Source organism: Mesorhizobium sp. M0621, assembly GCF_040320745.1.
Lineage (GTDB): Bacteria > Pseudomonadota > Alphaproteobacteria > Rhizobiales > Rhizobiaceae > Mesorhizobium.
The window spans coordinates 1-21,371 of the sequence record NZ_JAMYQF010000016.1 but is presented as its reverse complement, the minus strand read 5'-3'; the positions used below and the strand labels follow the sequence as shown (position 1 = coordinate 21,371).

Annotated in this window: 24 protein-coding genes; 12 read left to right on the top strand and 12 right to left on the bottom strand. The window is 62.9% G+C overall.

The genetic code is table 11. The features are described 5' to 3' along the window. The first annotated feature begins 193 nt into the window (after positions 1-193). Together grpE and NKI38_RS13710 are read left to right on the top strand one after the other, a co-directional pair. A complete protein-coding gene (gene grpE / locus NKI38_RS13715) occupies positions 194-829 on the top strand; it encodes a nucleotide exchange factor GrpE (RefSeq protein ID WP_352658376.1) in 636 nt (211 codons plus the stop codon). A 114-nt stretch (positions 830-943) separates the two neighbouring features. Further along, positions 944-1,576, top strand: coding sequence for a trimeric intracellular cation channel family protein (locus NKI38_RS13710; protein ID WP_352658374.1), 633 nt, complete (start codon positions 944-946; stop codon positions 1,574-1,576). A gap of 106 nt (positions 1,577-1,682) precedes the next feature. Here NKI38_RS13710 and olsB read toward each other — a convergent pair whose 3' ends face one another. The 6 genes from olsB to NKI38_RS13680 form a co-directional block, all read right to left on the bottom strand. Beyond that, entirely contained in the window at positions 1,683-2,558 is an 876-nt protein-coding gene (gene olsB, locus NKI38_RS13705) for a l-ornithine N(alpha)-acyltransferase (protein WP_352658508.1), read from the bottom strand. Between the two features lie 181 nt (positions 2,559-2,739). Then, the gene (locus NKI38_RS13700) at positions 2,740-5,025 is read right to left on the bottom strand and encodes a response regulator (RefSeq protein WP_352658372.1); all 2,286 of its coding nucleotides are present in this window, start codon (positions 5,023-5,025) and stop codon (positions 2,740-2,742) included. A 143-nt stretch (positions 5,026-5,168) separates the two neighbouring features. Beyond that, entirely contained in the window at positions 5,169-6,158 is a 990-nt protein-coding gene (gene acuI, locus NKI38_RS13695; RefSeq protein WP_352658370.1) for an acrylyl-CoA reductase (NADPH), read from the bottom strand. Positions 6,159-6,214: 56 nt separating this feature from the next. After that, complete coding sequence (gene lspA, locus NKI38_RS13690; RefSeq protein ID WP_352658368.1) at positions 6,215-6,697, bottom strand: signal peptidase II; 483 nt, start codon at positions 6,695-6,697, stop codon at positions 6,215-6,217. 13 nt (positions 6,698-6,710) lie between these two features. Then, positions 6,711-7,568 carry a TrmH family RNA methyltransferase gene (locus NKI38_RS13685; RefSeq protein ID WP_109658836.1) on the bottom strand — a complete coding sequence of 286 codons (858 nt, stop codon included), beginning with the start codon at positions 7,566-7,568 and terminating at the stop codon, positions 6,711-6,713. Between the two features lies 1 nt (position 7,569). After that, positions 7,570-8,661 (bottom strand): RsmD family RNA methyltransferase, encoded by a 1,092-nt coding sequence (locus NKI38_RS13680; RefSeq protein ID WP_352658366.1) that lies wholly within the window; start codon positions 8,659-8,661, stop codon positions 7,570-7,572. A gap of 136 nt (positions 8,662-8,797) precedes the next feature. Here NKI38_RS13680 and NKI38_RS13675 point away from each other — a divergent pair, with 136 nt between their 5' ends. The 3 genes from NKI38_RS13675 (at position 8,798) to NKI38_RS13665 (ending at position 10,409) form a co-directional block, all read left to right on the top strand. Then, positions 8,798-9,487, top strand: a complete 690-nt coding sequence (locus tag NKI38_RS13675) for a helix-turn-helix transcriptional regulator (RefSeq protein WP_352658365.1) — start codon at positions 8,798-8,800, stop codon at positions 9,485-9,487. A gap of 74 nt (positions 9,488-9,561) precedes the next feature. Next, positions 9,562-9,957: a VOC family protein gene (locus NKI38_RS13670; RefSeq protein WP_352658364.1), complete on the top strand. Its 396-nt coding sequence runs from the start codon at positions 9,562-9,564 to the stop codon at positions 9,955-9,957. Next, positions 9,954-10,409 carry an EVE domain-containing protein gene (locus NKI38_RS13665; protein WP_352658362.1) on the top strand — a complete coding sequence of 152 codons (456 nt, stop codon included), beginning with the start codon at positions 9,954-9,956 and terminating at the stop codon, positions 10,407-10,409. The genes NKI38_RS13670 and NKI38_RS13665 overlap by 4 nt, the downstream gene beginning before the upstream one ends. On the opposite strand, the gene lhpI is transcribed toward NKI38_RS13665, so the two are convergent. From lhpI to sppA, 4 genes are all read right to left on the bottom strand, one after another. After that, a complete protein-coding gene (gene lhpI, locus NKI38_RS13660) occupies positions 10,388-11,353 on the bottom strand; it encodes a bifunctional Delta(1)-pyrroline-2-carboxylate/Delta(1)-piperideine-2-carboxylate reductase (RefSeq protein ID WP_352658360.1) in 966 nt (321 codons plus the stop codon). The genes NKI38_RS13665 and lhpI overlap by 22 nt on opposite strands. Before the next feature lie 37 nt (positions 11,354-11,390). Then, entirely contained in the window at positions 11,391-11,783 is a 393-nt protein-coding gene (locus NKI38_RS13655; protein WP_352658358.1) for a DUF1049 domain-containing protein, read from the bottom strand. A 58-nt stretch (positions 11,784-11,841) separates the two neighbouring features. After that, positions 11,842-12,126: an integration host factor subunit beta gene (locus NKI38_RS13650; protein ID WP_006200394.1), complete on the bottom strand. Its 285-nt coding sequence runs from the start codon at positions 12,124-12,126 to the stop codon at positions 11,842-11,844. Positions 12,127-12,207: 81 nt separating this feature from the next. Continuing rightward, complete coding sequence (gene sppA, locus NKI38_RS13645; RefSeq protein WP_352658356.1) at positions 12,208-13,164, bottom strand: signal peptide peptidase SppA; 957 nt, start codon at positions 13,162-13,164, stop codon at positions 12,208-12,210. 415 nt (positions 13,165-13,579) lie between these two features. Here sppA and lptC point away from each other — a divergent pair, with 415 nt between their 5' ends. From lptC to ptsN, 6 genes are all read left to right on the top strand, one after another. Then, on the top strand, positions 13,580-14,293 hold the full coding sequence (gene lptC / locus NKI38_RS13640; protein ID WP_352658354.1) for an LPS export ABC transporter periplasmic protein LptC: 714 nt from the start codon (positions 13,580-13,582) through the stop codon (positions 14,291-14,293). Further along, entirely contained in the window at positions 14,280-14,864 is a 585-nt protein-coding gene (locus NKI38_RS13635) for an LptA/OstA family protein (protein WP_352658352.1), read from the top strand. Before lptC ends, NKI38_RS13635 begins: the two co-directional genes overlap by 14 nt. Further along, complete coding sequence (gene lptB / locus NKI38_RS13630; RefSeq protein WP_352633163.1) at positions 14,864-15,682, top strand: LPS export ABC transporter ATP-binding protein; 819 nt, start codon at positions 14,864-14,866, stop codon at positions 15,680-15,682. The genes NKI38_RS13635 and lptB overlap by 1 nt, the downstream gene beginning before the upstream one ends. A gap of 280 nt (positions 15,683-15,962) precedes the next feature. After that, on the top strand, positions 15,963-17,489 hold the full coding sequence (rpoN, locus tag NKI38_RS13625) for an RNA polymerase factor sigma-54 (RefSeq protein WP_352658350.1): 1,527 nt from the start codon (positions 15,963-15,965) through the stop codon (positions 17,487-17,489). Between the two features lie 265 nt (positions 17,490-17,754). Then, positions 17,755-18,339, top strand: a complete 585-nt coding sequence (hpf, locus tag NKI38_RS13620) for a ribosome hibernation-promoting factor, HPF/YfiA family (RefSeq protein ID WP_352633161.1) — start codon at positions 17,755-17,757, stop codon at positions 18,337-18,339. Positions 18,340-18,514: 175 nt separating this feature from the next. Further along, positions 18,515-18,979, top strand: coding sequence for a PTS IIA-like nitrogen regulatory protein PtsN (gene ptsN / locus NKI38_RS13615; RefSeq protein WP_013529589.1), 465 nt, complete (start codon positions 18,515-18,517; stop codon positions 18,977-18,979). A gap of 148 nt (positions 18,980-19,127) precedes the next feature. On the opposite strand, the gene NKI38_RS13610 is transcribed toward ptsN, so the two are convergent. Beyond that, entirely contained in the window at positions 19,128-19,382 is a 255-nt protein-coding gene (locus NKI38_RS13610; RefSeq protein WP_023760740.1) for a BQ00720 family protein, read from the bottom strand. A 65-nt stretch (positions 19,383-19,447) separates the two neighbouring features. Next, positions 19,448-19,873 carry an Hsp20 family protein gene (locus NKI38_RS13605; RefSeq protein WP_006339191.1) on the bottom strand — a complete coding sequence of 142 codons (426 nt, stop codon included), beginning with the start codon at positions 19,871-19,873 and terminating at the stop codon, positions 19,448-19,450. A 315-nt stretch (positions 19,874-20,188) separates the two neighbouring features. Here NKI38_RS13605 and NKI38_RS13600 point away from each other — a divergent pair, with 315 nt between their 5' ends. Continuing rightward, the gene (locus NKI38_RS13600; RefSeq protein WP_352658348.1) at positions 20,189-21,130 is read left to right on the top strand and encodes a nucleoside hydrolase; all 942 of its coding nucleotides are present in this window, start codon (positions 20,189-20,191) and stop codon (positions 21,128-21,130) included. Positions 21,131-21,371 lie beyond the last annotated feature (241 nt).

Below are 21,371 nucleotides of genomic sequence, written 5' to 3'. Positions count from 1 at the left end.
TTCCCGCATCACGCCTTTGTGGCAAGCAAAGCCGGCGGTTAGGGTAAAATTTGAATTAAAATCGAAATGTCTTGCCCGTCGTTGTCCGGCCTTGGCCGACAGCCTCCACAATCGCTTACCCCTTGATTTTTGGCCGCCAAACCTCGATATCGGGCTCAAAATCCACATCATTCGAGATTGACGGGAAACGGCGATGAGCGACCAGGCAAAAGACGAACGCGCGCCCGATGAAGTCGAGGCGACCGAGGCCAATGCCGAGCGCACGGAAGGCAGCATCGACGGCGACTATGAAGCCCTTGTGCGGCTGCTGAAGGAAAATGAAGAATTAAAGGACCGCGCGCTACGCGTGGCGGCCGAGATGGAAAATCTGCGTCGCCGCACGGCGCGCGACGTACACGATGCGCGTACCTACGCGGTGGCGAATTTCGCTCGCGACATGCTGTCGGTGTCGGACAATCTGCGCCGCGCGCTGGACGCGATTCCGGCCGAGGCCAAGGCGTCGGGTGACGCCGGCTTCAAGGCGCTGATCGAAGGCGTCGACTTGACCGAGCGCGCCATGTTGTCGGCGCTGGAACGGCACGGGGTCAAGAAGCTCGCGCCTGAAGGCGAGAAGTTCGATCCCAATTTCCACCAGGCGATGTTCGAAGTGCCCAACCCGGATGTCCCGGCCAACACCGTGGTCCAGGTCGTGCAGCCGGGCTATTCGATCGGCGATCGGGTGCTGCGCCCAGCCATGGTCGGCGTCGCCAAGGGCGGTCCGAAGCTTGCCGCCGCCGAAGCGCCGGTCGAGCCCGGGCCTGTCAATGAACAGGCCGAGAAGGACGCCTGAACGGACAAGCGAATAGGGAATAGCGAGTAGCGAATAGGAAATACGCAAGAGTTGCTGCGGCTTCGTGCTATTCGCTACTCGCTATTCGCTACTCACTCTTTCATTGTTCGCTTCATGAACCCCATCGCGCTTCTCGACTATGCCGGTGTCGCGGTCTTCGCCGCGACCGGGGCGCTTGCGGCTTCGCGCAAGCAACTTGACATAATCGGTTTCCTGTTTCTGGCCAGCGTCACCGGAATAGGCGGCGGCACGCTTCGCGACGTCATCCTCAACCTGCCGGTTTTCTGGGTCGCCAACTCCAGCTACGTGCTGATCTGCGCCGTGGTTGCGGTGCTGGTCTTCTTCAGCGCGCATCGTGTCGAATCGCGCTGGAAATGGCTGCTCTGGCTTGACGCCGTCGGGCTCGCCGCCTTTTCGGTGATGGGCGCCGCCAAGGGACTGGCGATTACCGGTTCGCCGGTCGTCTCCGTCATCACCGGCGTGCTCACCGCCACCTCCGGCGGCATTCTGCGCGATCTCCTGGCCGGCGAGCCATCGGTGCTGCTCAGGCCCGAAATCTACGTCACGGCAGCCCTTGCGGGTGCTGGCCTCTATACACTTGGCGATCTTGCCGGGCTGCCGCCGCTCGCCTCGGACCTCGCCGGTTTTGCGGCGGCGTTCCTTGTGCGTGGCGGCGCGCTCAAATTCGGCTGGTCGTTTCCGTCCTACAAGAGCCGACCCGGCCGGCGGCCGGAAGATATTCCGTGAAGGAGCGAATAGGGAGTAGCGAATAGGGATAGCAGCCCGCAGGATTGCGGCGTAGTTCTCGCTATTCGCTATTCGCTATTCGCTATTCGCTATTCGCTATTCGCTATCACGCCGCGAAGCGCTGGGCTTCCCCGCCATAATAGTTGACGTAGCGGGCGCCGATTTCCTTGACTGGCATTACGACGAAGACGTCGACCGTCGAGAATTCGCGGTCGATGACGCAGCCATCGCCGATGCGGGCGCCAACGCGTAGATAGCCCTTGACCAAGGGCGGCATCGCCGCGATCGCCGCCTTGGCATTGACGGCCTCGATCGGCATCAGATCCATCGAGCAGTAACGCCCGGACACGGCGCGCACGTCCCAGGCCGAATTCGTCCGGCAGTGGTGGGCGAGGTAGGTGAGCGCCTCGGCATGTGCCGCCGGCACGGTCCCGGGGAAGGAAGCGCAACCGGTCATCACACCGATTTCGTAATGGTTGATGTAAGCCCAGATACCTTGCCACAGCGCCTCGATGGTGCGCTTCGAGCGGTATTCCGGCAAAACGCAGGAGCGGCCGAGCTCGAGAAAACGCTGGCCGGGGTGACGGGCGATGAGCTTGGTCAGCTCGAATTCACCTTCCGAATAGAACCCTCCGGCTGTGGCCGCGATTTCTTGCCGCAGCAGCCGATAGGTGCCGACGATGCGGCGATGTTCGGGGCCGGAAAGCGTGGTATCCAAAACCAGCAGATGGTCGCAGAGCGGATCGAAGCGGTCGGCGTCACGGCGGTCATGGGCCTGGAACAGGTCCTTCCTGGCGCCAAGTTCGTCGTAGAACACCCGGTAGCGCACTTCCTGCGCGGCCGCGATCTCGGCCTCGTTGCGGGCGAGCCGCACTTCGAGATTGCCTATACGGCCCAGTGCCGCGCCCTTTATGACGGAATCGACGTTACGTCCGGCAAGCAAGGCGCTGCTGGCGTTCGGCCGAGTGTCACATTCCGGCATAACTGTATGCACGAGTGATTCTCCTTCGAGCCATCCCTCTTGGCACGGGGATACGGTGTAGGTGCAACAGGATTGTGACAGTACCGTGATACGAGGTCGCGGGCAATACTTCGTCGGCTGGCGAATCCGATCAACCGGCTACGTTACGTGAGCGCGCGGCGTGGAATGGGCGGTGGAAAGCTCAGGCCGCGACGACCTGTCCCTCGACGGCATTGACCAGCGCCTCAGGGTCGAGCGGCTTGGTGACAAAGCCGCTGGCACCATGGGCCAACACCGAATGGCGGGTCTTTTCCTGGCTGTCAGCCGACAGCACCATGATAGGCACCGGCGGGACGGCGGTTTCTTCCTCATGGCGGCGGATGGCGGCAATCGCGTCCAGTCCGTCCATGACCGGCATGTGCAGATCCATCAGAACCACGTCGAAGCGATGCTTGTGCCCGGCACCCGTGACAGCCTCGACGGCGGCCTTGCCGTTGCCGACCACCTCGACGCGATGTCCGGCTTTCAGCAGCGTGGCACGGGCCAGCATGGCATTGATGTCATTGTCCTCTGCGATCAGCACCGACAGGCCCCGCTGGCGGTTGCCGATGGCGCGAGGCGTCGGTGCGCCACGCTTTTCCGGCTGCGGCTGGGCGAGGCTGGGGGCATGGCTACTCAACAGCACACGCAGAAGCGTTCCGCCGCGCACCGGCCTGGCCAGGAAGGTTGCGTAGCCGCTGGCGCGGAACTCGCCAAGCATGCCGCGGTCGGTCGGCGCGATCAGCGTGATGGCCTCGCAGTCGGAAAAACCGCTCTGGCGCAAGCGCTTGAGCAGCTTTCCGTCGCTTTCTTCCATGGCAGCATCGACCAGAAGCGCATCGCAGCCGGCGGCGAAGGGCGCGGCCTGCGCGGCGGTGGTGGCGACGTCGACTACGCCGCCATTGGCGCGGATGGTGCGGGCGATGGCGTCGGCCTCGACGGCGTTTTTCGACAGGATCACCGCGCGCCTGCCCGAGAGTGCGTTCTGCCGGCCTTGCGGCGCTTCGGTGGCCGCCGTCGCCGGGATCTCGAAGACGAACTCGGATCCCTGGCCGAGCCGGCTGGATACCGAGATCGTGCCACCCATGGCGGCCACCAGGCGCTTGGAGATGGCAAGGCCGAGGCCGGCCCCGCCATGCGTACGCGTCGATGTGCCGTCGGCTTGCTCGAACTCCTCGAAAATTCGGTCCAGATCCTCATCATGCAGGCCCGGACCGGTATCGGCGATGGTGAAGCATATGCGGTCGGTAGTTTCGGTGCGCGCCCGCGCAACGCTCACCAACACGCCGCCGCTGTCGGTGAACTTGATGGCGTTGCCGATAAGGTTGAGCAGCACCTGCCTGACCTTGCCCGGATCGGCGGTGATCAGCTGCGGCACGTCGGGTTCGACATGACAGCCCAACCCAATATCCTTGGCGAAGGCGCGCGCGGCCAGCAATTCGATGATGTTGTCGGCGATCTCGCGCACCGACATCGGCTGCGGCTCCGGGTCGAAGCGCCCGGCTTCGATCTTGGAGTAGTCGAGCAGATCCTCGATCAGGGCAAGCAATGCGCTGGCCGAGGTCGAGACGGCGCCGACATAGGTATGCTGTTCCGGCGACAGGCTGGTGTCGGCCAGTAGCCTGGCCATGCCCATGATGCCGTTCATCGGCGTGCGAATTTCATGACTGACGGTGGCGAGGAAGCGCGATTTGGCCTGGCTGGCATATTCGGCCCGTTCGCGTGCGGTGATCAGCGAGGATTCGGCGCGTTTGCGGGCGGTGATGTCGCGGGCGATGGCGCGATGCGAAACGGCGCCGCTGTCCTTTTCGCGTACCGACAGTTCGATCCACGAAAACCAGCGCGGCCCGCTCGGCGTGCGGATGGCGACATCGGTGGAACTCAGGCACTCGTGGTCGGAAAAGGCGGCATCGGGAACGACACCGACATCGATGCCGAGTTCCGCCAGGGTTTTGCCGGCAAGGTCGCGTTGATCGGTTTCGACGAGATCGGCGAAGACCTTGTTGGCATAGACGATGTAGCCGTCGCGGTCGCGATGAATGACGAGGTCGCCAAGCGCGTCGATCAGGCCGCGAAAGCGTTCCTCGCTCTCCTGCATTTCCCACATGCGATCGGCCAGTGTCTCGATCTCGGCGCGGCTGCGGGCGGTGGTCACGTCGAGAAGGGCAGCGGTGCGGTGTTCGCTCCGCATGACGCGCAGATCTATGGCAAGGCCGGCAAGGCCGGTGGCCAGCAATGCGATGCTGATGAAGACCGGCGCCCCGGTCAGATGCGCCAGGCCTGCCAGCACGATGATGGCGACGAAGGCGAGGAACGGAAGGCCTTCGCGTCTGGCGGGCTCCGGCTCAGGCACCAGCGGCGGCGCGGCGACAAAGCGCCGTGTCGACGTTGGCGCCGCACCGACGTCGTCGTCAGTGTCCGCCCCTTGGCTGCCGGATTCCGCGATCATGCGAAATCCTTGCCAGACAGAGATTATGGAAAATTGCGGCGGATCGTTCGAATTTTAGCGGATGGGCGCTTTTTGCCGCAGCTGCGGCGGATTTGCCATCAGGTGCGGCAATTCCGTCCGTCTTTTCCGGCGGTCGAGCGGGTTCACATGTCCACGACGACGCGGCCGCGGATCTTGCCGTCGACGATATCGCGCGCGGCGTCGATGATGCCGTCGAACCCGATGGTCCTGGACAGGCTGGCAAGCTTCTGCAGATCGAGGTCGGTGCCGATGCGCCGCCATGCCTCGAGGCGGACTGCCTTCGGCGCCATCACCGAGTCGATGCCGAGCAACGAGACACCGCGCAGGATGAAGGGGGCGACGCTGGTCGGCAGGTCCATGCCGCCGGCCAGCCCGCAGGCGGCGACCGCACCGCCATAGGATGTCATCGAGAGCACATTGGCCAGCGTGTGGCTGCCGACGGCGTCGATGCCACCGGCCCAGCGCTCCTTGGCCAGCGGCTTGGCCGGCTGGGCAAGCTCGTCGCGCGATATTACTTCGGCGGCGCCAAGGTTGATCAGGTAGGGGCTTTCGGCATTGCGGCCGGTGGAAGCAATGACATGGTAACCGAGGCTGGACAGGATCGAGACCGCGACCGAGCCGACGCCGCCGGCCGCCCCCGTCACCACCACCGGGCCGCGATCGGGCAGGATGCCGTGCCGCTCCAGCGCCATGACGCAGAGCATGGCGGTGTAGCCCGCGGTGCCGACGGCCATCGCGTCATGCGGGCTGATGCCGTGCGGCAGCGGTACCAGCCAGTCGCCTTTGACACGGGCGCGGCCGGCATAGGCACCGAAATGGGTTTCACCGACGCCCCAGCCGTTCAGGATGGCCTTGTCGCCGACGCTCCAGTCGGGATGGGAAGACGAGATGACGGTGCCGGCGAAATCGATGCCCGGCACCAGCGGCCAGCGGCGGATCACCGGCGCCTTGCCCGTGATCGCCAGGCCATCCTTGTAGTTCACTGTCGTCGCCTCGACCGCAATGGTGACATCGCCTTCCATCAGGTCGGCTTCGGTGAGATCAGTCACGGCTACCGACTGCTTTTTCTCGGCGTCGCGCGAAACGAGGATGGCTTTGAAGGTTTCGGACATCTCTTTCTCCGCGATCTGTTTGGCGACATGAACTGTGCGGCGCTGGCCGCACGGGGTCAATCGTTTGAAGGCTTGGGCTCGCGTCCCCAGCCGAACAGTTCGTCGAAGACAACCAGTACCGCGCCCACGGAGATGAAGGCGTCGGCAAGATTGAAGACGGCGAAGGACCAGACCGGCGTGTGGAACAGGATGTAATCGATGACGTGGCCGTAGACGGCGCGGTCGATCAGATTGCCGAGGGCGCCGCCGACGATCAGTGCAAAGCCGGTGCGGGCGAGGATCTGGGACGGCGCGATCCGCGTCGCCAGGAACAGCACGAAGGCAACGACCGCAAGCGAGATGACGATCAGCCCGGTGTCGCCGAAAGACGAGAACATCGAGAAGGCGATGCCGGTGTTGTAGGTGCGAAACAGCGCCAGGAAGGGCACCAGGTCGAGCTTTTCCTGAAAGGCGAGACCGGTCTCGACCAGGTGTTTTATCCACTGGTCGAGCGCTATGGCTGTTACAACGAGCAGCGCGTAGGGAGACCATGATCTCACGGGTGGGCAACCTTCATTGCTGGTCCACGATTGGTTCGAGCTTCAGCGCGCCGCGCCGGATCTCGAACAGCATGATGCCGGTGGCAACGGCCAGATTGAGCGAATCGGCGCGGCCGGCTTGCGGAATCCTGAGCAGCCTGTCGCAACTCGCAGCCAGGCTTTCGGGTAACCCCTGCTGCTCGTTGCCCATCATCAGCAGCACCGGCCCGCGGGAAAAATCGACCGAGCGGTAGTCGACGGCGCCTTTCAGGTGGGTGCCGGCGACAAGGCCCGAAAAGCCGCCTCGCCAGGCGAGGAAAGCCTCGGTCGTCGCTTTGGCCACCGGCACGGCAAAGATCGAACCCATGGTGGCGCGCACCGTCTCCACGGAAAAAGGATCGGTGGTGTCGCCGACCAGGATGACGCCCTTGGCGCCAACGGCATCGATGGTGCGGATGACGGTGCCGAGATTGCCGGGATCGCGCACACGGTCGAGCGCCACCCAGACGTCGCCATTGTCGGCGCGGACATCCTTCAGGGCCAGGAATTTTTGCGAAAAGACGCCGACTACCATTTGCGGATTGTCGCGGCGGGTGATGGCGACCAACACCTTTTCCGACACTTCGAGCACCATGCCGCCGGCGGCAACCGTGCGTGCGGCGACCTTCTCCACCGCCGCGTTGCCACGCCCGGCCTTGGCGAAAACCAATGTCCTGATCTGCCAGCCGAGATCGAGCGCATCGATGACCAGCTTCAGTCCCTCGGCCATGAAGGCGTTCTGCTGGTCGCGGAATTTCTTCTGCGCGAGCGCCTTGATGTCCTTGACCAGCGGATTGGCGAGGCTGGTGACTTCCTTCACCTGCCCGGGTGCGCCTGCATGCCGCTCGTTCATTTTAGGCCACCCAACGCGAAAACAACGAGGTCGAAAGCGCCCGGCCAGCGGACTTTTCGCGGATGATCAGTTCACCCGATTCGACCTTGCCGCCCATGCCGGCAAAGGCATCGCGCATCAAGGCATGGATGGCGAAGAAGGAGGCGCGGATCGAATAGGCGGTCAGCACCACGGCAAGCGGCTTCGGGGTCAGGATCGCACGGCAAAGGTCGGTCAGATCAGGCAGGTCCTCGAACAATTGCCAGACCTCGCCCTTGGGGCCACGGCCATAGGCCGGCGGATCGAACAGGATGATGTCATAGCGGCTGCCACGGCGCTCCTCGCGCTCGGCGAATTTCACCGCATCGTCGACGATCCAGCGGATCGGCTTGCCGCCAAGGCCGGCCATCTCCTGATTCTCGCGGGCCCACCCGATCGCCTTCTTCGAGGCATCGACGTGGGTGACCTCGGCGCCGGCGCGGGCCGCCACCAGCGAGGCGAGGCCGGTATAGCCAAACAGGTTCAGCACCTTGACCGGCCGCTTTGCCGCGGCGATCAGCCCGGCCATGTGGTCCCAGTGGGAGGCCTGCTCGGGAAAGACGCCGACATGGCGAAACGAGGTGAAACGGCCGAGGTAGTCGATGCCGTCATGCTTCATCGGCCAGGTCTCACCGAGCGGCGTCTTGGGGAAACGCCAGCGGCCGATGCCTTCTTCGTCGGTGTCACCGGTGAAGACGGCGTCGGCGCGCTCCCAGTCTTTTGCCGGCAAGGCCTTTTGCCAGATCGCCTGGCCCTCGGGCCGCACGATCCGGTAGGGGCCGTATTGTTCGAGTTTCTGGCCGGCGCCGCTGTCGAGCAGCGCATAATCGGCATTGGGAGCGACTTCGAGGATCACGGGAAGATGTTCTGTGGGCAGGGCGCCTTCGCGGCGGGCAAGGATGCGCGGCGCCGATTTAGGCTCTGGACGATTGTCCGGCTTCGCCTCTTGCCGCTCGCGCGGTGGCGCGTCCGGTCTGGCAGGAACCTGGCCGGTACGCGGACGTGACGCATCCGCCGCACCCTTGGCGGATGGATGCGGACGGTTGTCGCGGCGTTTGTCGCGAAAAGACTTCAAGCGGGGGCAACTCCGAGCGGCGTGGCCGCTTTTGACATAGGGCAACCGGCTTCGCAACCAAGTCCGACACGCCGGCCTTTCCGGTTTATGTCGGCCGGCGATGGACCAATGTCAAAGAAACAGGCAAATCTGCTGGATGTCCCGCTCCGAACGCCTGCTCGACCTGATCCAGACGCTGCGTCGGCACCGCCGGCCGGTGAGCGGGCGGGCTCTGGCCGATGAACTCCGGATTTCGATCCGCACACTCTACCGTGACATCGCGACGCTGCAGGGCCAGGGCGCGCCGATCGAGGGTGAGGCGGGGCTGGGCTACGTACTCAAACCCGGCTTCATGCTGCCGCCGCTGATGTTCAGCGATGAGGAGATCGAAGCCATCGTGCTCGGCTCGCGCTGGGTGGCCAAGCAGCCGGACCAGCGTCTCTCGGCCGCCGCCGCCAATGCGCTGGCCAAGATCGCCGCGGTGCTGCCGGACGATCTGCGCGAGGATCTCGACGCGAGCACACTGCTGGTCGGCCCTCCCGCCGCGGCCGTCGAGGGCATTGATCTCGGTATCGTGCGGCAGGCTATCCGCAACGAGCGCAAGCTCGGCTTCCTCTACCGCGATGCGGGCGGCGCCACGTCCGAGCGGGTGGTCTGGCCGTTCGCGCTCGGCTTCTTCGACAAGGTGCGGGTGGTGGTGGCATGGTGCGAGATGCGGCAGGATTTCCGGCATTTTCGCGCCGATCGCATCGCCGAGCTCAAGGCCACCGATGCGCGCTGTCCCCGCCGACGCCAGGCGCTGCTGAAGGAATGGCGGGCGACGTTCGACAAGCCGCGTGGTTCGTGACTGCTACTGCCAGAAACTGACAGTAGCGCATCCTATGTTCGCCAAGTCGAAACGCTGAACCTTGGAGAGCAGACATGACCACCCCGAATTTCGTCATCCTCTATGTCGACCAACCGCAGAAGAGCGGCGCCTTCTACAGTGCGCTGCTGGGTCGTGAGCCGGTCGAAAGTTCGCCGACCTTCGTGCTGTTCGTGCTGGATGCTGGTTTCAAGCTCGGCCTCTGGTCGCGCCATACGGTCGAGCCGGCTGCGGCCGCGGCAGGCGGTGGCGCCGAGATAGTCTTTGCGCTGGATACGCCCGATGCGGTCGATGCCACCCATGCCGACTGGTCCGGGCGCGGGCTGAAGATCCTGCAGACGCCGACCGACATGGATTTCGGCCGCACCTTCGTTGCGCTCGATCCCGACAATCATCGCCTGCGCGTCTACTGGCTGTCCGATGGCGAACAGGCCAATGGGGATCAGAAATGAGCGCGTACTGGATCGCAGTGGCCTCCGCCGAACATGTCCGGCGCGGCCGCGCCGCCGGCTTCATGCAGGTCAACCACGGCAAGGCGGCACCGCTGCGTCGCGTCAGGCCCAGCGATGGCATCGTCTATTATTCGCCGACCACCAATCTGGGCGAAAAGGACGGCTTGCAGGCTTTCACCGCAATAGGCACCGTGCGGGAAGGCGAACCTTATCAGGGTGACATGGGCGGCGGTTTCACGCCGTTCCGTCGCGACGTCGAGTGGGCGAAGGCCGAGGAAACGTCGATCAAGCCGCTGCTCGACAGGCTCGACTTCACCGTCGGCAAGTCGAACTGGGGCTATCAGCTTCGCTTTGGCCTCTTCCCGATCAGCGCGCACGATTTTTCGCTGATCGCCGAAGCGATGGACGCCAAAATGGCTGTACCGGCAGATCAGGATTTGAGCGCGTTATAGACCGCAATGCCGGCGGCAAGGTCCTCGAGCGCCGCGCCAACCGACTTGAACAGAGTGATCTCGCCGGCGCTCTCGCGGCCTTTCTTCTGGCCACGCGCCAGTTCGTGCAGATCGGCGACGATGGATTCCGGCCTCAGCACGCCGGAGGCCAGCGGCTGGACGATGTCGCCGGCTTCCTTGGTGGCGCCGGCGCGGGTGTCGACATAGACGCGGGCGAGCCTGATCGCGTCGTCATCGCTTTCGCGCATCGTCGGGGTAAAGCCGCCGACCAAGTCGACATGGGTTCCCGGCCGCAACAAGGTGCCCTTGATCAGCGGGGTTGTCGTGATCGTTGCCGAGGAGACGATGTCGGCCTGCCCAAGCTCGGCATCGAGGTCACTCGCGGCGCTGGCCGCGAAGCCTTCGGCACGCAGATCGGCCGCGACTTTCTCGGCATTGGCCGGGGTGCGGTTCCAGATGCGGATGGACTTGATCGGCCGTACGGCGCTATGCGCCCTGGCGAGGAATGGCGACAGCGCGCCGGCGCCGACCACGAGCAGCCGCGAGGCATCGTCGCGGGCGAGATAGGAGGCCGCGAGCGCCGAAGCGCAGGCGGTGCGCCACTGTGTCAGCCGCTGGCCGTCGATCAAGGCTTCGGGTTCACCGGTGGCGCCATTGAGCAGGAGATAGAGCCCCATCACCGCAGGCTTGCCGATGGCGTTGTTGTCGGGCGAAACGGTAACGATCTTGACGCCGACATGACCACCGGCCGACGTGCCGGCCGCGTTGAGGTCGGTCCAGGCCGGCATCAAAAGCAGGGTGGAGGCCGCACCATCGGGCCGCTCGATCGTATGATGGTGCCTGACCGGCTGCACCGCACCATCGTGAAACGCCGTGCGCAGCGTCTCGACCAATCCGGGAAAGGTCAGCGCCTGGTCGACCTCAGCGGCCGAAATGGTCATCATGAAAAACTCCGTGGGGACAAAACCGCCGACGGGCGGTTCAAGTGGTCGGCTTCGGCAATGCTGACCCTTGGGCCACCCCTTGGGCCGACCCTTGGGCCGACCCTTGGGCCGATCCTTGGACGGGGCTCTGCGGTGCCGTCGGCGCGCGGCTGACCGCCTGGCGCAGGTTCTCGGCCTCGACGCCGCGCTGGCGCGCCAGCTTGCGGTACCGGCCCTGCTTGACCCAGGTTGCCAGGCTGCCGACGATCATGCCGATAGCGAGCGCCAGGAACAGGAAGATGAACAGCGGCAAAGTCAGCGTCAGCTTCGGATTGCCGGGGTTGAACGGATCCAGTGTGAAGGCGACCAGTTCGCGATTGGCAACGGCGAGTGCGATCAGGATGATCGCCAGGGGCACGAAGATCACGATGAGCATGAAGCGATTGAACATGATGTTTTCCGTCGGAAGCTGGCCTCTCAGAGAGGCCGTCTGGCGCTGACGCCCGCGCCTACTTGCCGCCGTTCAGCCTTTCACGCAGTTCCTTGCCGGTCTTGAAGAACGGCACCCATTTCTCTTCGACCTCGACGGATTCGCCGGTGCGCGGGTTGCGGCCGGTGCGGGCGGGACGGTTTTTCACCGAAAAAGCGCCGAAGCCGCGCAGTTCGACCCGATTGCCTTCGGCAAGGGCGTCGGTGATTTCATCGAAGATCGCGCCGACGATGTTTTCGACGTCGCGCAGGAAAAGATGCGGATTGCGCGTGGCAATAATCTGCACAAGTTCGGACTTGATCATGAGACGGATCCCCGTGAAAGCAGTGCGGTCAAAATTATGAGGATGATTTTATTTGCTTTTTTCACTTGCCCCAAACGCATCTCAAGGGTGCCAGACGGAAACGAGACCGTCAAGAAACAAGCGGTCGGCGCCGAGTTCATGGATGACGTCGCCGGTGTAAGCAGGCAGGCCGAGCGCGCTGCCGATCGTTTGCGCCATGGCTTTTGAGAACAAGAAGCCGCCGCGCCGTTCGGTGTCCTTCCATTCGACGACCTCGAGTTTGGCATCGACGCCCTTGGTCGTCAGCCAGTGGACCGCTTCGGTTTCGCCGCCGACAGCGTCGATCAGTCCGTTGGCGACACCCTGGCGACCGGAGAAGATCGAGCCGTCGGCAAGCGCCAGCGCTTGTTCGCGGGTCATCTTGCGGCGCTCGGCAACGATGCCGACGAACCAGTCGTAGCTGTCGAGGATGAGCTTGCGGACCATGGCGCGCTCGTCGTCATTGGTCGGCTTGAAGGGAGAGGGCGCGGCTTTCAGCGGCGAGGATTTCACTTCCTCCAGCTTGACGCCGAGCTTGTCCATCAGGCCGCTGACGTCGGGATACTGGATCAGCACGCCGATCGAGCCGACAATCGAAGTCTTGCGGGCAACGATATGATCGGCGGCGCTGGCGATCATATAGCCCGCCGATGCGGCGAGCGTGCCGACTTCCGCCACGACAGGCTTGTCGGCAGCCAGCTTGCGCACCTCGTCATAGATCGATTCACCGCCGACCGTGGTGCCGCCGGGCGAATCGATCGACAGGATCACGCCCTTTACCCTCGGCGACATGCGGATGGTTTCCAGCCGCTTGATCAGCTCCTCGTCCTCGGTGATCGTGCCTTCGATCTTGACTTTGGCGATATGGTCGACCGCCGAGCCGCCGAAATCGTCGCCATAGAACCAGGCTGAAAGGGCAATCACCCCAAGGGCTACGATGCCGATGGCGGCAACGCGCCAGAATGTCAGCTTGCGTCGCAACCGGCGGCGGTCGATCAGGTCGTCGGCTCTCAGTGCCATGGTCAGCCTTTCAGTCGGCGGGGAGAGACGCTTTTAGACCATGATCCTCGCATCTGGAAGCAATTCTCTTTTGCGCATGGCGAGACAATCCGCTCACAGGGGCGAGATAGCCGTCGGCGTCGACAATCGACCAGGCCGGCCAGGCGGGCTTCCCGCCCCTCTCCAGGCACTGGTCTGCTCACGTATTTGTGCAATCGCCGCGAGGCACGCGGCGAGACCGACAGTTGATAAATTTTACGCCGCGTGTCTGTTTCTGCTATGGAGAACGTGCAAGTTGTGCAGACCTCGTTTTCATCTGTACAATTGCGGCTGTCACATTTTTGCAGTTTTCGTGGGCTTGTGCTTGCTTGAAGGCGCCGGCGTCCCACCTATAGGCGGGGCTCCGGGCGGGCAGGGGTTTAGAAGAAAGCAGTGAATGTTAGCGCGACCGATTGAACCGACCAACGCCGAGACGGAGTTGGCTCCCCCGGCGGACGGCCGGACGCGCAGCGATGCGTTCGACCGCGCGCAGCGTCATTCGCGCCGCGTGCGCGTTCTCAAATTTGCCGTGCCGGTGGCTGCGGCACTGATCGCCATCGCTTTCCCGGTCTATTCCTATCTCGCCGCACCCGTCTCCGTCTCGGTCCAGGCGGAAGGCACGGCCTTTTCCAACGGCAAGCTGGTGATGGCCAATCCGAAGCTCAACGGTTTCACCAAGCAGAAGCAGCCCTATTCGATGACTGCTCTGCGCGCCATTCAGGATGTCGGCACGCAGGGCATCATCGAACTGGAAGGCATCGACGCCAAGGTGCCGATCGCGCCCGACAACGTCGCTGCTATCAAGGCCTCGAACGGCACCTACGATCGTGACGGCAATACGATGAACCTGACCAGCGACGTGACGATTACCACAACCGACGGCATGCAAGCCAAGTTCAAATCTGTCTTCCTCGACATGGGCAAAGGCACTATGAAGACGGGAGATCCCGTCGATGTCAGCCGTGGCGGGTCGCGGATCACATCGGATTCGATGTCGGTCCGGGACAATGGCAGGGTTATGGTTTTCGAAAGCAAAGTGCGCGTCAATATCGATTCCGCCGCCTTGAAGGCGGCAGAGGGAAATAGCGGAGAAACCAATGCGGCTCAGTAGTTCGACGCGGCTCGCGGCTGCAACTTCGGCGTTGCTGCTGCTCGGACTGGCGCCGTCATTGGCGCAGTCCACCACCCAATCGGGTCTCAAACTGTCCGGCGACAAGCCGATACAGATCGAAAGCGACAAGCTGGAGGTCCGCCAGGCCGAAAGTGTCGCCATCTTCACCGGCAATGTCAGCGTCGTCCAGGGGCCGACATTGATGAAGGCCGGCAAGATGATGGTCTACTACGTCAAGGATCCCAACGCCGGCGCCAAGGGCACGGAAGCCGCTGGCGCGGCGGCTATGACCGGCTCGGCCAACATCGATCATCTGGAAATTTCCGACAAGGTTTACGTGAAGTCGGATGCGCAGGTCGCGACCGCTGATCAAGGCAGCTTCGATATGAAGAGCCAGGTTCTGGTGCTTTCGGGCAAAAAGGTCGTTCTGTCGCAAAACGACAATGTCCTGGTCGGCTGCAAGCTCACCGTGCAGATGAAAACCGGGCTGGCCCAGGTCGATCCATGCGCTGGGCAACGCGTCCAGATGTCGATCACGCCGCCGCCGAAATCGGGAGCGACGAACCCCTGATGACCAGCCTGTCGTCGCTGACGGCGCGTCTTCCGGGACGGGCCGCCGGCAAACTTTCGGCGCCGGCCACGGTGACCGTCGATGCGGGAAAGTTCAAGGGAACCCTGATCGCCAAGGGTTTGACCAAGAGCTACAAGGGCCGCAAGGTCGTCAGCGGCGTCACCATCGGCGTGCGTGCTGGCGAGGCCGTCGGATTGCTCGGCCCCAATGGCGCCGGCAAGACGACCTGTTTCTACATGGTCACCGGCCTGGTGCCGGTGGATGAAGGCACGATCGAGATCGACGGCTTCGACGTCACCTCGATGCCGATGTATCGTCGTGCACGCCTCGGCATCGGCTACCTGCCGCAGGAAGCGTCGATTTTCCGTGGCCTCAATGTCGAGCAGAATATCCGTGCCGTGCTGGAAGTGGTCGAAAAGGACCGCAAGGTGCGCGAGCGCAATCTCGACGAGCTGCTCGAGGAATTCCACATCAGCCATCTGCGCAAGTCGCCGTCCATGTCGCTCTCCGGCGGCGAGCGGCGGCGCCTGGAAATCGCGCGTGCACTGGCGACCCGTCCGGCCTACATGCTGCTCGACGAGCCTTTCGCCGGCATCGATCCGATCGCCGTCGCCGATATCCAGCAATTGGTGCGCCACCTGACGGCGCGCGGCATCGGCGTCCTCATCACCGACCACAATGTGCGCGAAACGCTTGGCCTGATCGACCGGGCCTACATCATCCATGCCGGCCAGGTGCTGACCCATGGCCGGGCCGACGAAGTGGTGGCAAACCCCGATGTGCGGCGGCTTTACCTCGGTGAGGGTTTTACGCTCTGACACTTGACGCAATTACTAAGGGAAAGCGCTATGCGCTTTTCCCGGGAAAACCGTTTCACACTTTTCCTGAAATTGCTCTGAGCGTGAAATTTGTTTCCTGACACGATTTTTTTGCGCTCGCGGGGCTTTTTCCTCGATTCTGCTCCGCGATAACGCTCCGGTAAGCGGGTTTTGCTAGCAATTGCCTTGACAAGCAAAAGCCGGGCCAGTTTCTATGACCGGCTGCAAAAATTGTTCTCCGGAAGTCCGGATGCGTAGACGAGGCGTTTGAAACCGAACCATGGCATTGGCGGCCAGACTACAGCTACGACAATCGCAGTCGCTGGTGATGACGCCGCAGCTGATGCAGTCGATTCGGCTGCTGCAGTTCACTCATGGCGAACTCGAGCATTTCATCGACGAGGAAATAGAGCGCAACCCGCTGCTGGAGCGCGCCGAGCCGCAGGACGATGCCGCCAGCGACCAGTCGCAGAAGATCGAGGCGGAGCCGCAAGCCACCACTGACGGCGACTGGTTCGAAAACGAGACGCAGTGGAGCGCCGAGGCGATCTCGGACAAGCTCGACACGTCGCTGGAAAACCTGTTTCCCGACGACCCCGGCACCAGCGAGCGGCTCGGTCCAGACCTGACGGCGCAATGGAAATCGGCTTCCGGCAATGGCGCCGGTTCCTCGTCCGAGGGGTTTGATGCCGGCGACATGGCGGCCGCGGCGATCACGCTGCGCGACCATGTCGGCGAACAGGTCGCGCTCGCCTTCGCCGACCCGGCCGCGCGGCTGATCGCCGCCGATCTCGCCGACGGCCTCGACGAGACCGGCTATTTGCGCGCCGACCTAGCCGAGATCGCCTCCCGTCTCGGTACCGACATCGCCGTGGTACGAAAGGTGCTGGCGGTGTGCCAGGCCTTCGAGCCGGCCGGCTTGTTTGCCCGCGACCTTGCCGAATGCCTGTCGCTGCAGCTTACCATGCGGGATCGGCTCGATCCGGCGATGAAGGCGCTGATCGCCAATCTCGAACTCCTGGCGCGGCGTGATTTCCATGCGCTGAAACGGATCTGCGGCGTCGACGAGGAGGATCTGCTCGACATGCTGGCCGAGATCCGGGCACTCGATCCCCGGCCGGGCATGGCGTTTTCGGGCGGCGCCAGCGACGCGATCGTCGCCGATGTCGAGGTGCGTGCCGCCAATGACGGCAGCTGGACGGTTGAACTCAATGCCGAAACGCTGCCGCGCGTGCTGGTCGACCATATCTATTTCGCCCAGGTCTCGCCGCAGGCGAAGAACCAGGCGGAAAAGGATTTCCTGGCCGAATGCCTGCAAAACGCCAACTGGCTGACGCGCAGCCTTGACCAGCGGGCAAAGACGATCCTTAAAGTGGCCTCGGAAATCGTTCGCCAGCAGGATGCCTTCCTCGTCCATGGCGTGCGTCAGTTGAAGCCGCTCAACCTACGCACGGTGGCCGATGCCATCGGCATGCACGAATCGACGGTCAGCCGGGTCACCGCCAACAAATACATGCTGACGCCGCGCGGCGTGTTCGAACTGCGTTACTTCTTCACCGCCTCGATCGCGGCGTCGGGCGGCGGCGATGCGCATTCCTCGGAAGCCGTGCGCGACCGCATCAAGCAATTGATCGATGAGGAAAAACCCGTCGACGTGCTTTCCGACGATGCGATCGTCGACATGTTGCGGGAGAGTGGCGTCGATATTGCCAGGCGTACGGTCGCCAAGTACCGGGAAGGCATGAATATTCCCTCCTCGGTGCAGCGCCGGCGCGAGAAACGGGCGATGGCCAGCGCCGGGCGCTGATGGGGTTCGATTTTCCACAGGCCAGCACTTCATTGACAAGCCGCAGTGAAGTGGCTAGAAGCCCGCCCGCATGAGACGGGCTAGATGCCTGCATGCGGATGGTCCGTCACGACGTTGGCCTCGGGACGGTCAAAAGGCGGCTTGTGATCAACCGGAAAGTTTGGATTTAAAATCGGCGCGAGTGACGCCGCAAAGCTTGTGCGCACGGATCACGAGTATAAACTCGGGCCAATTTGAAGCCTGAGCAAGGAAGGTCAGTTTTCAGATGAATCTGCGCATATCGGGAAAACACATGGATATCGGCGATGCGTTCCGCACACGCATCAACGATCGTGTCGGCGAAGCGATCGGCAAATATTTCGATCGCGGCTTTGCCGGACACGTCACCGTCATCAAATCGGGCTCGCGCTATTCGGCGGATTGCATGATCCGGCTGGATTCGGGCGCTTCGCTGCAGGCCACCGGCGATGCCCAGGATCCGACATTGGCCTTCGAGGCCGCGGCGGATCGTCTGGAGACCCGCCTGAGGCGCTACAAGCGGCGGCTGAAGTCGCACAGTTCGGGTGCCGCAAATGGCGAACCGACCGACATTGCCTACACGGTGATGGCGCCGCTTGCGGACGACGATGAGGACATTCCGGAGAATTTCGCACCGGCCATCGTCGCCGAATCGACCATGACGCTGAAGACCATGTCCGTGGCGTCGGCGGTCATCGAGCTCGACACCAAGGACAGCCCGGTCTTCGTCTTCCGCAACGCCGGAAACGACCAGCTCAACATCGTCTATCGCCGGCCCGATGGAAACATCGGCTGGATCGACCCGTCGACGACCAAGGTCGCACAAGCGTGACGACGAGGGTCGCACGGGGCGTGACGACAAGGGTCGCACGGACGTGACGACAAGGGTCGCACGGACGTGACGACAAGGGTCGCACGGACGTGACGACAAGGGTCGCACGGGGATAAAAGCCGGCCGCACGAGGGGTGGGGACTGGTGACGGCAGGCGAACAAGGGATTTTCAAGCATGGATCTGAGCGATCTTATCAACGTTCCGGCGATACTGCCGGCGTTGAAGGCGAACTCCAAGAAGCAGCTGCTGCAACTGCTGTCCGAACGGGCAGCGGCGATTTCCGGCATTCCGGAACGGGAGGTGTTCGATACCATCCTGCAGCGTGAGCGGCTGGGCTCGACCGGCGTCGGCAACGGCATCGCCATTCCGCATGGCAAGCTGGCCGGCGTGAAGCGTATCGCCGGGGTTTTCGCCCGGCTGGAGACGCCGGTCGATTTCGAATCCCTGGACGATCAGCCGGTCGATCTGGTGTTTCTGCTGCTGGCGCCGGAAGGTGCGGGCGCCGATCATCTCAAGGCCTTGTCGCGCATCGCGCGGGTGCTGCGCGACGCCGACACGGTGGCCAAGATCAGGGGCACGCGCGACGCCGCGGCAATTCACGCGCTGTTGTCGGACACCCAGGCCTCGCACGCGGCCTGAATTTTCAGGACGAGACCGTCGCAAGGGCCGCCACGGGCGGCCCTGTTCGTTTCAATAGGGTATTATTCTTAGAGCCACGCAATTCCCAAGGGAAAGCGCTATGCGCTTTTCCCGGGAAAACCGCTTCACGCTTTTCCTGGAATTGCTCTTAGTGAATGGCGACCGTGGTCAGGTCGTTTTCCATGGCGCCGGCCAGTGCACGGTCACGCGCATCCGAAAGCAGGATCGGCTGGCCATTGGCGGCAAACAGCGCCCACAGTTCCATGCCGGGCGCGATTTCGCCGAGGTTGGGGAACCGGCCGAGCAATTCGTCGCTCGATACCTTTCTGAGATAAGCGACCGAGCCCTCGCCGAGATGGGCGAATTCGCCATTGGTCATGGTGATATTTTCGGTTCTGGTCATTTCAAAGCCTCCTTGGCGCGAGGACGCCGCTCAAGGCCATCCCGCATGAGAGCCATCGGTAAAGATCAGTCTTTCACCGATATGTTTATTTTCCGTACCAGCCGTTCGGACTCCGGCCGATCAAGATCGATCGACAAAAGGCCGTTCTTCAGTTCCGCCGCAATCACCCGCATGCCGTCGGCCAGCACGAAACAGCGCTGGAACTGGCGCGCGGCGATGCCGCGATGAAGAAATTCGCGCTCGGTGTCGTCGTTTTGACGGCCGCGCACGACCAGCTGGTTTTCCTCCGTGGTGACATCGAGATCGCTTTCGGCGAAACCGGCGACGGCCAATGTGATGCGCAACCTCTCGGTCTTGCCGTCAGCGCCGCTGAGGCGTTCGATGTTGTAGGGAGGGTAGCTGTCACCGGATTTCGCCAGGCGTTCCAGAGTCTTTTCCATGGCGTCGAAACCAAGGAGAAGCGGGCTGGAAAAAGGCGTCATTCGGCTCATGTTACACTGTCCTCTCAAGAGCGACATAAAGTGGAAAAACCCAGATGGCATTTTTCCCGATGGTCTTGATATGGTCCGCCCCGCGACCAAGTTCAAGCCGTCAATAGACCCGCCCAAAAAGACCAGGTCGTGGACTCACAGGAATGATCGGCATGGCGCTTGAAACGGCGAGCAGATGCAAGGAGAAGCGCGCAGGCCGGGATCGTCTTCCCAGGTCGAGCGGTTCGACATGGCAGCTCGCGGTCGCTTCGGCGTCATTTGGATGTTTCGGTCAGATTCATCCAGGTCCATGGCTTCGCCAAACAAGGAATTGAAATGCCCCAATCACGCAAGATCATCATCGACACGGATCCCGGACAGGATGATGCCGTCGCCATTTTGCTGGCGCTCGGCAGCTCCGAGCTGGAGATCGTCGGCATCACCGCCGTTGCCGGCAACGTGCCGCTGAAGCTTACCGAAAAGAACGCCCGCAAGATCTGCGAGCTGGCTGGCCGCCCGGACATCAAGGTCTATGCCGGCGCCATCCGGCCCTTGATGCGTGAACTGGTCACCGCCGAGGAAGTGCATGGCAAGACAGGTCTCAACGGGCCGCAATTGCCCGAGCCGACGATGAAGCTGCAGGATCAGTACGCAGTCGATTTCATCGTCGAGACGCTGATGACGGAAGAAAGCGGCACGATCACGCTTTGCCCGCTCGGGCCGCTCACCAACATTGCGCTGGCGCTGATCCGCGAACCGCGTATCGCACTGCGTATCAAGGAAATTGTGCTGATGGGCGGCGGCTTCTTCGAAGGCGGCAACGTCACGCCGGCCGCCGAATTCAACATCTATGTCGATCCGCATGCCGCCGATGTCGTGCTCAAATCCGGCATTCCGATCGTGATGATGCCACTCGACGTCACCCACAAGGCGCTGACCACCGCCAAGCGCACGCAGACTTTCCGCGCGCTCGGCACCAAGGTCGGCACGGCCACCGCGGAGATGCTGGAATTCTTCGAGCGTTTCGACGAAGAGAAATACGGCACCGACGGCGGGCCGCTGCACGATCCCTGCGTCATCGCCTATCTTCTGAAGCCTGAACTCTTCAAGGGTCGCAACTGCAACGTCAGCGTCGAAACCGCCTCGGAACTGACCATGGGCATGACCGTGATCGACTGGTGGGGCGTCACCAAGCGGCCGAAGAACGCCATGGTGATGCGCGACATCGACCATGACGGGTTTTTTGAGTTGCTGGTGGAGAGGTTGGGGCGGCTTTAGGGCCTTCTTTGCCTTCTCCCCTTGTGGGAGAAGGTGGCCGAGCGAAGCTCGGTCGGATGAGGGTGCTCCAGCTTGGCAGTGACGGCAATCCGTCACGCACCCCTCAACCGTCTCGGCGCTGCGCGCCGATCCACCTTCTCCCACAAGGAGATCTTTGCACAGAAGCCGATCAGTGATTCTGTTGTGAGGTTGGAGCAGGGAGATTCGCGATGGTGGATCGTGTTCTGGGTCAGTTGAGTCT